This is a genomic window from Streptomyces sp. NPDC020422, from assembly GCF_044386705.1.
Lineage (GTDB): Bacteria > Actinomycetota > Actinomycetes > Streptomycetales > Streptomycetaceae > Streptomyces.
The window spans coordinates 663673-676839 of sequence record NZ_JBIRVJ010000001.1 but is presented as its reverse complement, the minus strand read 5'-3'; the positions used below and the strand labels follow the sequence as shown (position 1 = coordinate 676839).

General features: G+C 72.5%; 11 protein-coding genes and 1 pseudogene. 5 read left to right on the top strand and 7 right to left on the bottom strand.

All coding sequences use genetic code 11. From position 1 onward, the window contains the following. Positions 1-149: 149 nt before the first annotated feature. Positions 150-1103 (top strand): D-alanyl-D-alanine carboxypeptidase family protein, encoded by a 954-nt coding sequence (locus ACH414_RS02960; RefSeq protein WP_398940666.1) that lies wholly within the window; start codon positions 150-152, stop codon positions 1101-1103. Beyond that, positions 1100-2203 carry an endonuclease/exonuclease/phosphatase family protein gene (locus ACH414_RS02955; protein ID WP_398940665.1) on the top strand — a complete coding sequence of 368 codons (1104 nt, stop codon included), beginning with the start codon at positions 1100-1102 and terminating at the stop codon, positions 2201-2203. Before ACH414_RS02960 ends, ACH414_RS02955 begins: the two co-directional genes overlap by 4 nt. Positions 2204-2449: 246 nt before the next feature. Here the strand turns inward: ACH414_RS02955 and ACH414_RS02950 are convergent, their stop codons facing one another. Further along, positions 2450-2764, bottom strand: a complete 315-nt coding sequence (locus ACH414_RS02950; RefSeq protein ID WP_382534843.1) for a TraR/DksA family transcriptional regulator — start codon at positions 2762-2764, stop codon at positions 2450-2452. A gap of 324 nt (positions 2765-3088) precedes the next feature. Between ACH414_RS02950 and ACH414_RS02945 the strand changes: the two genes are divergently transcribed. Then, on the top strand, positions 3089-3508 hold the full coding sequence (locus ACH414_RS02945) for a hypothetical protein (protein WP_398940664.1): 420 nt from the start codon (positions 3089-3091) through the stop codon (positions 3506-3508). A gap of 174 nt (positions 3509-3682) precedes the next feature. After that, positions 3683-4900: a phosphatidylserine/phosphatidylglycerophosphate/cardiolipin synthase family protein gene (locus ACH414_RS02940; RefSeq protein ID WP_382534839.1), complete on the top strand. Its 1218-nt coding sequence runs from the start codon at positions 3683-3685 to the stop codon at positions 4898-4900. On the opposite strand, the gene ACH414_RS02935 is transcribed toward ACH414_RS02940, so the two are convergent. Both ACH414_RS02935 and ACH414_RS02930 read right to left on the bottom strand, forming a co-directional pair. Continuing rightward, complete coding sequence (locus ACH414_RS02935; protein ID WP_398940663.1) at positions 4891-5814, bottom strand: YihY/virulence factor BrkB family protein; 924 nt, start codon at positions 5812-5814, stop codon at positions 4891-4893. The genes ACH414_RS02940 and ACH414_RS02935 overlap by 10 nt on opposite strands. Before the next feature lie 217 nt (positions 5815-6031). Then, complete coding sequence (locus tag ACH414_RS02930; protein WP_382534836.1) at positions 6032-6550, bottom strand: peptidylprolyl isomerase; 519 nt, start codon at positions 6548-6550, stop codon at positions 6032-6034. 463 nt (positions 6551-7013) lie between these two features. Between ACH414_RS02930 and ACH414_RS02925 the strand changes: the two genes are divergently transcribed. Beyond that, entirely contained in the window at positions 7014-7619 is a 606-nt protein-coding gene (locus ACH414_RS02925) for a dihydrofolate reductase family protein (protein WP_382534834.1), read from the top strand. Positions 7620-7771: 152 nt separating this feature from the next. Here ACH414_RS02925 and ACH414_RS02920 read toward each other — a convergent pair. The 4 genes and pseudogenes from ACH414_RS02920 to ACH414_RS02905 form a co-directional block, all read right to left on the bottom strand. Beyond that, positions 7772-9998: pseudogene (locus tag ACH414_RS02920) on the bottom strand (FUSC family protein). After that, positions 9979-11112 (bottom strand): hypothetical protein, encoded by a 1134-nt coding sequence (locus ACH414_RS02915; protein WP_398940662.1) that lies wholly within the window; start codon positions 11110-11112, stop codon positions 9979-9981. Before ACH414_RS02915 ends, ACH414_RS02920 begins: the two are co-directional and overlap by 20 nt. Positions 11113-11144: 32 nt before the next feature. Beyond that, positions 11145-12899 carry an FAD-dependent oxidoreductase gene (locus ACH414_RS02910; RefSeq protein WP_398940661.1) on the bottom strand — a complete coding sequence of 585 codons (1755 nt, stop codon included), beginning with the start codon at positions 12897-12899 and terminating at the stop codon, positions 11145-11147. After that, positions 12899-13162: a UBP-type zinc finger domain-containing protein gene (locus ACH414_RS02905; protein WP_386562305.1), complete on the bottom strand. Its 264-nt coding sequence runs from the start codon at positions 13160-13162 to the stop codon at positions 12899-12901. The genes ACH414_RS02910 and ACH414_RS02905 overlap by 1 nt, the downstream gene beginning before the upstream one ends. Between the last annotated feature and the right edge of the window lie 5 nt (positions 13163-13167).

The following is a 13167-nucleotide window of genomic DNA, read 5'->3' as shown; positions in this document are numbered from 1 at the left end:
CGCTGACGCACGTCCCCTCGCCGCCCCGTTGATACACGACCGATGGGTTCCCGAGCGCGGGCAGCGCTCTTCCGACCGTGGGCCGGAGACCTCGTCCCCGGAGTCTTGCTGCCGTACCGATCCCGTACCGCAGCCCCTGGAGGCGGCCCGTGCCCGTTCCCCGTACCCCCCGTCACCGCCTCCTCGGCGGTGCCCTGTCCCTGGCCCTGCTGACGGCCTTGGGCATCGCCGTCGTCTCCCCCTCCGGCGCGCCTTCGACGCCGGGCGACGAGCGAAGGCCGGTTTCCGACATCGGCCCGCTCCCGTGGCCGCGGGACGGCCAGAGCGCCGTCGACCTCGAAGGGACCGGTTCGCTGGGCGAGCGGGGCGGGCGGCGGCCGGTGCCGATCGCGAGCCTGACGAAGGTGATGACCGCCTACGTCATCCTCAAGGAGCACCCGCTGCGGCCTGACGAGGAAGGCCCCCTGATCGAAGTGGACCGGACGGCCGCACACGAGGCGGGGGTCGGCGGCGAGTCGACCGTCCCCGTACGGCCCGGCGAACGCTACTCGCAGCGCCGGCTCCTGGAACTGCTCCTGATCCCCTCCGGCAACAACGTGGCCCGTCTGCTGGCCCGCTGGGACTCCGGCAGCCAGGCTGCCTTCGTGGCGAAGATGCGGCGCGCCGCCGGACGGCTCGGCATGAAGGACACGGTCTACACGGGGGCGAGCGGCATCGAGCCGACGACCACGAGCACCGCGGCCGACCAGGTGCGGCTGACGCGGGCCGCGATGGAGGACCCTGTCTTCCGGGCGGTCGTGGCCACCCGCGAGACCACCGTCCCCGGCCTCGGGACGATCACCAACACCAATCCCCTGCTGGACACCCCGGGCGTCGTCGGCGTGAAGACCGGCTCCAGCACACCGGCGGGCGGGAACCTCCTGTGGGCCTGCGAGGTGCGCGTCGGCGGTACGCCCCGACTCCTGGTGGGCGCCGTCCTGCACCAGCGGGCGAACACGACGCCCGCCGAGGGACTCCGGGCCGCCGTCGACGCCAGCCGCGGGCTGCTCGCCGCCGTCCGCGACCGGCTGGCCGCGGCCGGAACGGAGGGCGGGGCACGATGACGGCGACGACACGACCGGGCTCCGCCGCGGCGCCGCACGGCACGGCGGCAGAGACCCTTCCCACCCCCGCGACAGCGGCAGAGACCCGCCCCTCCCGCGCGGAGGACGGCACGGCGGCCGGCACGGACCGCGCTCCCGGGGCCTCGGACGCCGGGTCGCGCCGGTGGTGGCGACGCCGCGGGGCGGCGGTCACGGGCTGCTCCGTCCTCCTCGCGGTGGGCGTCGCGGGCCACCGGCTGCTCCCCAGGCTGCCCGGACGGCTGAGCAGTCTGGCCGAGACCCTGCTGCCTTGGAGCGCGCTGCTCGTGCCCGTGCTGGTGGCCGCGGCCCTGCTGCGGCGGGCGCGGGTGGCGGCGGCGGTGGCCCTGGTGGTGCCGGCGGCGGCCTGGCTGGCGGTCTTCGGCGGAGTCCTCGCCGACAAGACCTCCCCCGGCGGGGACCTCACGCTGGTAAGTCACAACGTCAACCAGGCCAACCCCGACCCCGCCGGTACCGTACGGAGCCTGCTCGCCGCCGGGGCGGACGTGCTGGCGCTGGAGGAGCTGAGTCCGGACACGGCGCCCGCCTACGAGCAGGCCCTGGCGAAGACCTACCCGTACCACTTCTACCAGGGCACAGTGGGCCTCTGGAGCGTCCATCCACTGAGCGACGCGCGGGCCGTGCCGATCATGCCGTGGACGCGGGCGATGCGGGCGACGGTGGACGCGCCCGGCGGGCCGCTGGCCATTTACGTCGCCCACCTGCCGTCCGTCCGCGTGGGCCCGCGCGGATTCACCGCCGGGGCGCGCGACGAGGCGCTGGGCCTGCTGGCGGCGGAGGTGCGGGCGGAGCCCGCCCGGCGCGTCGTCGTCCTGGGCGATTTCAACGGCTCCACCGACGACCGCGGACTGCGGCCCCTCACCGACCGTCTCGTCTCCGCACAGGCCTCGGCGGGCGCGGGCTTCGGCTTCACCTGGCCGGCGCGCCTGCCGGCCGTCCGGATCGACCAGATCCTTCTCGGGGGCGTCCGGGCCGCTTCGGCATGGACCCTCCCCGCGACGGCCAGCGACCACCTTCCGGTCGCGGCCAGGATCCACCTTTCCCCGGACCCCGCTCCCTGATGATGGGTGGGTCGTCGTCGGGTGCGATGCAAGGCGAAGCGGCGACCGCTTTTCACGGTACGGCTGCCCGAGTCCGTGCCCGCCGACCTGGCGGTGCGTCCGGCCCGGGCGGTGCCCCGGGTGGTGGGCGTCTCGGCGGGGTTCACGGGCGCGGCGTAACCGCCTTCCCGCCGGGGTCCGGGAAGTCCAGAGCCGACGCGTTTTCGACGGCTCGGTCATGACCGAGCGGGGGACGGACGGCGGCGATCAGTGCGCGGGCCGCCGGGGACGGTGACGGCCGGGCTCGGCACACGACACGCACGTCGTTGCCGCCGGTCGGATCTCCAGGCGCTCGGGCGGGATCCTGCTGCCGCAGCCCTCGCACTGCCCGTAGGTGCCGCGTTCAAGCCGCTGGAGGGCTTCGTCCAGCTCGGCGAGGTGTCCGTGTGCCTGCTCCATCAGGGAAGCCACATGGGCGCGCTCGAAGGCTGTGGTCCCTCCTTCGGGGTCGTGCTCGTCGTCGACCGCGACCAGGGCGTTCGCCGCGACGATCCCGTCGAAGTCCCGGCCCAGAGCCGCCATTCGCGCCAGCGTGTCGGTACGGTCGGCCGCCAGGCGTTCACGGACGGTCGCCGGACCGGAGCGGCCGTGCCCGGCAGGAACAGGACCATAAGGACGGGAATCGCTCATATGTACGGCAACTGAATCGCCCGGTCCGGTCATTCCCGCTGCACTCCGGCGGATTCGGACCCCGGCCCCTCACGTCCTCCGAGTGCCCGGCCTGCCCCGGGCTCCCGTCGTGAGAGCGATCCGTTAGCGGGGCGTAAGCGGCGCGGGGAACGATGGGGGCTGCCTCAGGGCCTGGCCCGTCTCGTCGGCCGGTCTCGTCAGCCATGGGAGAACGTGGTGAAGTTCCGGAAGTACCGAAGGCTCAAGGCCGGCGTCATGGCGGTGGTCGCCGTCGCGACCCTGGCGGTGGCCACCGCCCCGGCGGCGGAAGCGTCGAACTGCAAGTTCGGCGGTGTCACCATCAACTGCGACTACCCGGTCTCCGAGCACGTCTTCAGCGACGGCGCGCTGCAGCAGTTCGTCATCGGCACGGACGCGGCGGTGTGGACCCGCTGGACCGACCCGCAGCGGACCGGCTGGTCCGGCTGGGAGTCGATGGGCGGACAGGACCGCTCCGGCGTGGCGGTCAAGCAGCACTACACGCAGGACTCCATCCTCATCGGAGTCATCGGCACCGACGGGTACTGGTGGTCGAAGTACCGCCGGCCCAGCGGGACGTGGAACGCTTGGCAGCGGTACGGGGTGAGCTTCCCGTAGCCCTTCCGAGGCCACCGCAGGGCGAGGCGTCACTCACCGATGTGCCGGCGCCTTCGGCGTTCAGCCCGGCGCCGACGCCCCCTCCTTCCTCCCCTTCCCCCCTCCTTCGTCCCCGTCCTGGATGCCGTCGGATAAGGTCCTGGTCGCCGATGGCCCGACCGAGGGGGGACTGGGATGTCCGACAGAGAGCAACCGCAGGGCGGCGCGACCACCGCCTCCGCCGACAGCGGTGCCGTGGACGAGCGGATCCACCGCATACGCCGGCGGCTGGAGCGGCTCATCGGCGTCGCGGCGACCGAGGGCAACTCCGTACGCCCCCTGCGCAACGGCGACGAGATCTTCGCCGCGATGCTGGACGCGATCGGCAACGCGCGGCACACCGTGGACATGATGACCTTCGTCTACTGGCGGGGCGACATCGCGCGGCGTTTCGCCGAAGCCCTGACCGACCGGGCACGTGCCGGGGTGAGGGTGCGGCTGCTTCTCGACGGCTTCGGCAGCCGCCTGATCGAGAAGGACCTGCTGGACCGGATGAGCACGGCCGGAGTCGAGGTCGCGTGGTTCCGCAAGCCCCTCTACCTCTCGCCGTTCAAGCAGAACCACCGCTGCCACCGCAAGGCCCTCGTGGTCGACGAGCTGACCGCCTTCACCGGAGGCGTCGGGATCGCCGAGGAATGGTGTGGCGACGCCCGCAATCCCGACGAGTGGCGGGACACCCACGTCGAGGTCCGCGGCCCGGCCGTGGACGGCATCGCCGCCGCCTTCGCCCAGAACTGGGCCGAATGCCACACGGAGCTCTTCGACGAACGCGACCGGTTCGTCGTCCACCCCCCGAGCGGGAGCGCCATCGTGCAGGTGGTCCGCGGTTCGGCCAGCGTCGGCTGGCAGGACATGCAGACCCTGATACGGGTGATCCTCGAATCGGCGGAGGAACGGATCCGGCTGGCGACCGCCTACTTCGCCCCGGACGACTACTTCATCGACCTGCTCCGCGCCACGTCCCGCCGCGGCGTGGAAGTCGAGATCCTGCTGCCCGGCCCCCACACGGACAAGCGGGTGTGCCAGCTGGCGGGGCAGCACCACTACGAGGCGCTGACCGCCGACGGAGTGCGCATCCACCAGTACCAGCCGACCATGATGCACGCGAAGGTCATCACCATGGACGGCGTCGTGTCCCTGATCGGCTCCACGAACTTCAACCGCCGCTCCCTCGACCACGACGAAGAGGTCATGCTCGCCGTCATGGACTCCGAGTTCACCGCCGCCCTCGACGCGCACTACGACGAGGACCTCGCCGTGAGCGAGCTGATCCGCCCGGGCCGCTGGAAGCGGCGGTCGCTTCTGCAGCGGGCCCGGGAGACGGCGGTACTGCCCATCCGCCGCTACCTGTAGGAGGCGGCTGCCTCGACTTCCCGAGGCTTGTCGTCGGACCGTGCCGCCCGCCGTGCGCGCACCGCGTTGAACTGCGCGCCGGCGAGCAGGGCCAGATTGCCGAACCACAGCCACACGAGGAAGACGATGATTCCCGCCAGCGAACCGTAGAGGCGGCTGTAGGTCCCGAACTGCGTGTAGAGGGTGAAGAGCGCCGAGGCCCCGAGCCACAGGAAGGCCGCAAGGGCTCCACCCGCGAACCCCCGGCGCAGGCCACGGGCCTGGACGGGCCCCGTCCGGTAGAGGATCAGGATCAGCGCCGTGACGATCACCAGCAGCACCGGCCACCGCAGCAGGGTCATGACGTCCGTGCCCGGGCGGCCGGCGGCCGCCGCGAGTCGCCGGGCCACCGGGCCGGTCGCGACGAGGCTCGCGGCGCCCGTGACGAGCAGGGCCAGCAGCGCGCCCGAGGTGAGAAGGAGGACGTGGGCGGCACGCAGGGGCCGGCGCGTGTCGGGCAGACGGTGCATCGCGTGCAGGGCGCGCCGGAAGACCGACAGGTAGCTGGAGGCCGACCACAGGGCGCTCAGGACGCCGCTGACGAGCAGCGGCCACAGTGAGGAGGGCGAGGAGGTGATGCCCTCCAGGGCCTCGCGGAGCACCTGGGCCGACTGGGGCGGAGCGTAGGAGGTGAGGTCGCGGATCAGATGCTCGCGCGTATCGGTCCCGGCCAGTCCCACCAGGGAGACGGAGACGAGCAGCGCGGGCACCAGTGCCAGTACCGCGTAGTAGGTGAGGGCCGCCGCGTGGTCGGCGACGTTGTCCTCCCACAGCCGCACGGCGGTGGTCCACAGGCGGGTGCGGATGCGTTCGAGCAGCTCGAAGGACCGGTTCCCGGGCGTGCTCCGGCAGGTGCGGGGACTGTTCGACGTCACGGAAGTCTCCTGCCCTGCATGATCGCTCCCACCCTTCTTCCACGCGGTCGATCGCGGCCGGCTGAGGAGTGAGGACCGGGGAACGGGGTAGCGGAGGTGCCCAACCGATGTCTCGGTGACCTGGGCGGCCCTGGTGCAGGGCATTCGCGTGTCGCCGCGGGCCGACCCCGCACACCGCCAGGCAGGGTCATCGTGGACGCGGCGACATCGCGGTGCGTCAGTGCCCGCAGGACGGCCGGACGCGGAACAGCTCGGTCCGCAGTACGGGTGTGCCGTCGACCGGTGCCGGGTTCTCCGCGGTCGGCTCGATGCCTCCGGCGGCCACCTTGTCGAGTGTCGCCAGACCGGCGGTGCCGACCGTGCCGAACACCGTGTAGTTCGGCCGCAGGGCGGAGTCGCCGTAGACGACGAAGAACTGAGAACCGTTCGTGTTCGGGCCGGCGTTGGCCATCGCCAGCAGGCCGCGTCCGTAGAGCCGGCGCGTACCCGTCGGATCGGTGGCGGCGGGCGGCAGGTCCACCGGCAGTTCGTCCTTGTACTTGTACCCGGGCCCGCCCTCACCGGTGCCGGTCGGGTCGCCGCACTGCAGGACCTTCAGCGTCGGGTACGCCGTCAGACGGTGGCACACCGTGCGGTCGTAGAAGCCGTGCCGCGCGAGGTGCAGGAAACTCTGGACGGTGCACGGCGCCTTGGCCCGGTCCAAGCGCAGCGGGAGCGCGCCCTGACTGGTCGGCACCGACAAGTCGACCGTGCCACGAGCAGGGGTGCGCCGTGCGTCGGGCGGCAGCGGAACAGGGCGCGCCGGCGGCTCGTCCGGGGTCTGGGTGTACTGGCAGGGACCGTGCGTGGTGCGCGGCGGAACGCTGTCGGAAGCGGTGGCGACACTCCCCCCGGACACCACTAGCGCCGCGGCCGCGAACGCACTGACCAGTGCTCGTCTCATCTTGCACGCCCTCCCGATGATCTCCAGGTCTTGGAGCGGTCGCAGTCTAGGGCGCGGTGTGGCCTGCGGGAGTGGGATTTCCGGCCGATCAGCGTGGCCGGAGCCCCGTCAGTCGGGCCCCATGTCACGGTCGGTGTCGCACGGCCACCGGATCCGGTGTCGCGGTGCGAGCCCGTGGTGCCGTGCCGCGGAAGCGGCGCGATGAGTTTCCGGCGGTTGTGCGGTCTACCCGTAAACGAAACGAAGGGAGCGCACCATGCGCAAGATCATCGTCTGCACGTTCCTGACGCTCGACGGCGTCATGCAGGCACCGGGCGGTCCGGACGAGGACGCGGAGAGCGGCTTCGAGCACGGCGGCTGGCAGAAGCCGGTGGACGACGACGAGGTCGGCGCGGCCATCGCCGACTGGTACGAGCGCTCCGACGCGATGCTGCTCGGGCGCAAGACGTACGAGATCTTCGCGTCGTACTGGCCGACGGCCGATCCCGACAACCCGTTCACCGAGCGGATGAACAGCATGCACAAGTACGTGGCGTCTCGGACGCTGACGTCCCTCCGGTGGCAGAACTCCACCCTCTTGGAGGGCGACACCGTCGACGCCGTACGGGCGCTGAAGGCGTCCGACGGCGGCAACATCAACGTCGTCGGCAGCGGCGACCTCGCCCAGACCCTGATGCGGCACGACCTGGTCGACGAGTACCGGCTGACCATCCACCCGGTGATCATCGGCACGGGCAAGCGGCTGTTCGCCGATGGCGCGATCCCCACGGCGCTGGAGCCGGTCAGCGTCTCGACCACGAAGGGCGGCACCGTGGTCGGCGTCTACCGGCCGACCGGCCGCCCCCGCTACGACAGCTACTGAGGGCGGTTGCCGCGGTTGCCGCACCGACGAGACGGAGCCCGCCTGGCGCGCCCCGCGCAGCAGGATCCGGAGCGATCCGGGTCGGGGCACTTCCCGTTTCAGGAGGTGCGACGCTCCCTTCGCCGGCGCCGTCACCCACCCCGGCGGCATCCTCAACCGTCGCCGTCCTCCGTCGCGGCCGCCCGCACCCGCCGCTCCTCGCGAGCAGAGCCGATGTCCCGTTCCAGGGGTGTACGGCTCACGGCCGTCGCGAGCTTCTCCAAGGCCCGCCTCTGCAGTTCCGCGCCGCGCCGTAGCACCGGGCTCCCGTCCCCGGCCGGGGAGCCCCGCCACGCATGGAGTGCCTCCTCCATGCGTTCCCACTCCGGGTTCCTGTGCTCGCGCACATCGACTGCCGCCTGTGCGGTGTCCGCCTCCAGTGCCCCGGCGAACCGCTCCGCCTCCGGTGCGGAGCGGCTGTCGGCCCGCGGGACGAGGCTCTCCATGAGCGTCGCCGCCCTGTCGAAGCCCTGGAGGGCCTCCTGCGCCTCGGCCGCCTCGCGCCAGGTCAGACCCCTCGGGGGGACCGGTTCCTGTCTTGCCTGGTCGTACGCCTCCTGCCAGGCGGCACGTGCCTCCCTGCTCGCCAGTTGGGCCCGGCGCATGTCGGCGCGATGCTCCCTGGTCGGTTCGGCGTGGCTGCGGAGCACTGCCGCCGCGTAACGGCCGTTCGCCGCGAGCCAGTCCGCGAGCCGGCCCCGCAGCCGGGGTGTCTCCCACGCGGGAAACACCGCGTACGCCAGCATCGCCAGGGCCCCGCCCAGCAGCGTGAGCACCATCCGCTCCGGGACCGTCTGCTACCATGCCTGGCCTCCCATGGCGAGCAGGAAGACGACGTACGCGGCGGTGAAGCACTGCGAGTAGGCGTAGCCCGTACGGATCATCGTGTAGGACAGGCCCGCCGAGACCACCGCCAGCACGCCGAACAGCCGGGTGACCGGGCTCAGGGCCCGCACCATCCCGGTGGCGAGCGCGACCCCCGCCAGGGTCCCCGCGAGACGGGCGACCGCGCGCGCGTACGTCCGGTGGAAGTCCGGACGCATCACCATCACCGCGGCGACGGGCACCCAGTAGCCGTGGCCCAGGGGCAGCCCGGCGACGATGAGACAGCCGAGTACTGCTACCGCCGCCAGGCGGACGGCGTGCCGGAACACGGGTGAGTCCCGGCGGAACTCCTTGCGGACCGCCCGCACGACGACCGGGACCAGCCGCAGCATCGTCGGGCGCACCAGGAACGGGGCGCCCGCAGGGCCGTGTGGGGTGGGCGTCCTCCTGCGCGTGCTGCCGCTCCCCGCGAGCTCCAGCGCCTCGCCGAGCAGTTTGACGAGCCGCTCGGCGGCCTGCCGCGCGGGACCCTCCAGTACCTCGTGTTCCTCGTCGAGGCGCAGGACGTCCGAGCTTGCGGGCGGCACCTCTGCCGGAGTGCCCCGGCGGATCGAACGGGCGGCCGTGTCCAACACGTCGGCGGCCGCGCCGAGCAACTCCCGCGCGCGGTCCCGCCCGGCCCCCTCCGCCGGGGCGCCGACGTCCGGGTCGGCGAGCGCGGCCACGGCCGGCAGGATGCGCTCGGCGAGGCCCCGGGGGCCGTGGAGGACGAGGGGACGGGTGCGCGCCTGTGACGGCGTCACGGCAGCCGCGTCCCGGGCCGTCATCAACGGCTCCGGGTCGAACGCGGCGGTCGGGTCGTGCCGCAACCGACGGGCGTGGTCCGCCACGGCGGCCAGGGCATCGGCCAGCGCGTCACGGTGCGCCCCCCATCGGCGGATCGGAAAGAGCAGGATGAGCGCGGCCTGAACCACTCCCCCGAGCGCGATGACCCCGGCGTGTTCCAGTGCTCGCCCGACGCTCGTGGGCAGGGTGACGGTCACCAGCATGCTGCCGCCCGTCGTCGCCGCGACGATCCCGGCGGTCGAACCGACGGCCCACGCCATGCCGGCGGCAAAGGCCCATACGGCCAGCAGCGGGAGGAACGTCACGAGTCGCCCCGCTGCCGGATAGCCCACGAACGTGCTGAGCGCCAGTCCGCAACCCGCGCCGAGCGCGATCACCTTGCGTCGACGCCAGGTGCGCTGGAAGGTGGCCGCACCAGCAGAGTAGGCACCGAGGGCGGTGGACGCGGCGTAGGCCGGGGAGGCCAGCCACAGCGCCGCCCCGATGATGATGGCCATCCCCGCGGCTGTGCGCAGCGCGAGCAGGGGCTCCAGTCGCCTCCTCGATCGTGAGCCCGGAGCGCACGACCACCCGGAGGGCCCGCAGCCACGCCCCTGACCCGAGCCGGGTCGGAACGCCCTGCCGGGTCGCGCCGAGCCGGTCCTCCGCCTCAGGCCGCCCGCTGGTCATCGTGGTCGTCCTTCGCCATCCGGCGTCGTTCCTGTTCCCGCTTGGAATAGGCGGCGGCCCGGATAGCCTCGTCGCTCTCCAAGCCGGAGCCCAGCGCGCCGCCCACGGTCGCGGTGGAAGCGACGAACCATGACAACGTCCAGTAGTCCGTCGCGTCCAGCGGCTCTCGTGTCGTGGAGGCGAACACCTGGTCGTTGAGGATGAACAGCGCCCACACGACGTTGACGAGCAGCAGACCCGCATAGCAGACGAGCACCCCGATTCCCACGGTCAGGACGGTCGACGTGTTGTAGAGCCTCGTCCGCTGCCTCGTCTCCGGCGAACCCTCCGCCGAGCGGTGCCACAGCTCCGCGTCCACGATCAGCCAACCGATCATGAGCGCGACGGAGCCGACCATGGCGATGACGAGGCGCGGTGCGCTCAGTGCCTCGGCGACACTCCAGACGGTGGAGTTCACGGTGGCGACCGCTCCGGTGGCGAGTGCGGCCGCCAGAGCTTTCGACAGCCCCGGCACCAGGCGCCACGGCCGATTGGCGCGGACCATGCCGGCGAGGACCCGCAGGTAGCCGCGCGGCCCGCTGACCACGTACCGCGGCTCGGTGGTCTCCTCCTCGCCCTGCCGGCCCGGTCGAGGGGGTGCGCGACGGACGGCAGGCATGCGTGGACCACGTTGACTTCGCGGCCGCCCCTCGGCACCGGTGTCCCGCAGTCCCGCCAAGCCCAGCACGGCTTCCTCAACGACCCGCCGGGCCCTCGCCTGCAGGCGCAGAGCCCCCAGTGAGGGCAGCGAGAGCAGCGCCGATCCGTGTTCGTGACTCAGGTCCACGACGAGCCTGCGCCCGTGTGAGTGCAGCGGAAGGTCGGTGAGGCCCACGACGATGTCCCAGTCCTCCGCGCTTGCGCGGTCCTTGATCCGGCGCATCAAGGTGCGCGGATCCTCGGTCCCCGCCGTGAAGGGCTCGCTGACCACCTCGACGTCGAACCGCCGCCCCTGGCCCGACTTGTCGGCGAGCCGGCCGGAAAGGGACCGGGCCATGCGCCGCGCGATCTCCGTCGGCGCGTCCGGGTCCGCCAGGAGGGCTACGACCGTGACGTCGTGGGGCGACACACGCATGACCCGACCTTTCTCGTCGGCTGGAGCAGCCCTCAGGGGCGGTCACTTTCAGGCACCGCCACCGACGGAGGCCCGCCGGAACCCGCGGGGCGGACCAGGTTGCCCGCCACCTCCCGGTGCTCGTGCACGAAGCGAATAGCCATGGCTCCCTCACCGGCGGCCGAGGCCACGCGCTTGACCGAGCCGCTCCTGACGTCGCCGGCGGCGAAGACCCCCGGAAGGGTCGTCTCCAGCAGCAGCGGCCCGCGACCGAGCGCGTCCCACCGGGCCGTGTCGGCCGCCGCCCGGGCGTCGGCGCCGGTGAGCACGAAGCCCTTCTCGTCCAGGGCCAGCACGCCCCTGAGCCAGTCCGTGCGCGGCCGGGCCCCGATGAACACGAACAGCGCCATGGCCCGCAGCGCGCGGCGCTCACCGCTCGCGTTGTCCTCCACCATCAGCGACTCCAGACTCTCCTCCCCGGAGACTCCCCGGACTTCGGTGTGGAGCGACACCTCGATCTTGGGGTGCCGTTCCACCTGATCCACCAGGTAGCGCGACATGTCGGCGTTGAGATCACCGCCCCGGACGAGGAGATGGACCCGGGACGCGTGGTTCGCGAGGAAGAGCGATGCCTGCCCGGCGGAGTTCCCGCCGCCCACCACGGCGACCGGATCCGCCCGGCAGAGGCTGGCCTCGTGGACGGTCGCCGCGTAGTAGACGCTGATGCCCTCCAGGCGGTCGATGCCCGGGACCTCGAGCCTGCGGTACCACACGCCCGAGGCGAGCACCACGGCGCCCGTCCGCGCGCTGGACCCGTCCGTGAAGGTGACGACGTACTCGTCGTCCTGCGGGGTGAGCCCGGCGACCTGGGCCGGCACCATGAGGCGGGCGCCGAACTTGTGTGCCTGGAGCACCGCGCGTTCGATGAGCTCGCCCCCGGAGATGCCCGACGGGAAGCCGAGGTAGTTCTCGATGCGGGACGAGGTGGCGGCCTGGCCTCCGGTGGCCACCGCGTCGACGGTGACCGTGACGAGGCCGTCGGATGCCCCGTACACGGAGGCGGCGAGTCCCGCCGGGCCCGCGCCGACCACCATCACGTCGCACCGCGCGGCCTCCGGCGACGGGGCGGGCAGCCCGATGAGCCGGGCGAGTTCGGCATTGCTCGGATTGCGCAGCACCCGCTCGCCCTTCCAGAGGACTACCGGGGTCTCCTCGGGGCGAATCGAGAACCGGCGCAGCAGCGCATCGGCCTCCTTGTCCTTCTCCAGATCCACCCATCGGTGGGGCAGCCGGTTACGGGCGGCGAACTCTCGCAGCCGCAACGTGTCCGGTGAATAGCACGACCCCAGGATCCGGAAGCCGACTCCGAGGCCGATGAGCAGATACCTGCGGCCCAGATAGGCGCGGAGGATGAGGTCACCGAGGACGGGGTCACGGTCGACCAGGGCGCGTTGCCGCTCCACCGGCACGGCCAGGATCTCGCCGGCCCGGCGCATCACCGCGGTGTCGAAGGCGGCTTGGCCCTCCAGCAGCCCGAGTTCACCGAGGAACCTGCCGGGCCCGTGCACGGCCACCGTGCGCTCCTCGGGCCCCCCGTGGTCGTGGAGGATCTCGACGGTGCCGCCGAGGATGGCGAGGAACTCCCGGAACGGCTCGCCCTCGCGGTACAGCACCTCGCCCTCGGCCACGCTGCGGCGGTCACCGTGCGCGGCCAGGTCCTGGAGCTGCTCCGGTGCCAGACGCGGAAACGCCCCGTACCGGTCCGGTGTCTCGCGGACCGCACCCTGCTCGTGCTCGGTCGTGCTCATCAGACCAGGGCCTCGTGAACGAAGCACCAGCGCCAGTCCTCTCCCGGCTCGAAGGACCGCACGATGGGGTGACCGATGCTCCCCGCGTGCCGCCTGGCGTGCCTGAGAGGCGAGGAATCGCAACAGCCGACGTGTCCGCAGGTGAGACAGAGGCGCAGGTGCACCCACGGGGAGTGCTCCTCGAGGCACTCCTCGCAGCCCTGCGGGGTACGTGGAGCGACTGGGCGCACCATCGCCAGGTGCGGGTCGGGAATCGTGGCCATGAGGG

Coding starts and splice junctions, on each gene's coding strand:
- ACH414_RS02955 (WP_398940665.1), top strand. CDS start 1,100: ATGACGGCGACGACACGACCGGGCTCCGCCGCGGCGCCGCACGGCACG.
- ACH414_RS02950 (WP_382534843.1), bottom strand. CDS start 2,764: ATGGCGGCTCTGGGCCGGGACTTCGACGGGATCGTCGCGGCGAACGCC.
- ACH414_RS02940 (WP_382534839.1), top strand. CDS start 3,683: ATGTCCGACAGAGAGCAACCGCAGGGCGGCGCGACCACCGCCTCCGCC.
- ACH414_RS02925 (WP_382534834.1), top strand. CDS start 7,014: ATGCGCAAGATCATCGTCTGCACGTTCCTGACGCTCGACGGCGTCATG.
- ACH414_RS02915 (WP_398940662.1), bottom strand. CDS start 11,112: ATGCGTGTGTCGCCCCACGACGTCACGGTCGTAGCCCTCCTGGCGGAC.
- ACH414_RS02910 (WP_398940661.1), bottom strand. CDS start 12,899: ATGAGCACGACCGAGCACGAGCAGGGTGCGGTCCGCGAGACACCGGAC.
- ACH414_RS02905 (WP_386562305.1), bottom strand. CDS start 13,162: ATGGCCACGATTCCCGACCCGCACCTGGCGATGGTGCGCCCAGTCGCT.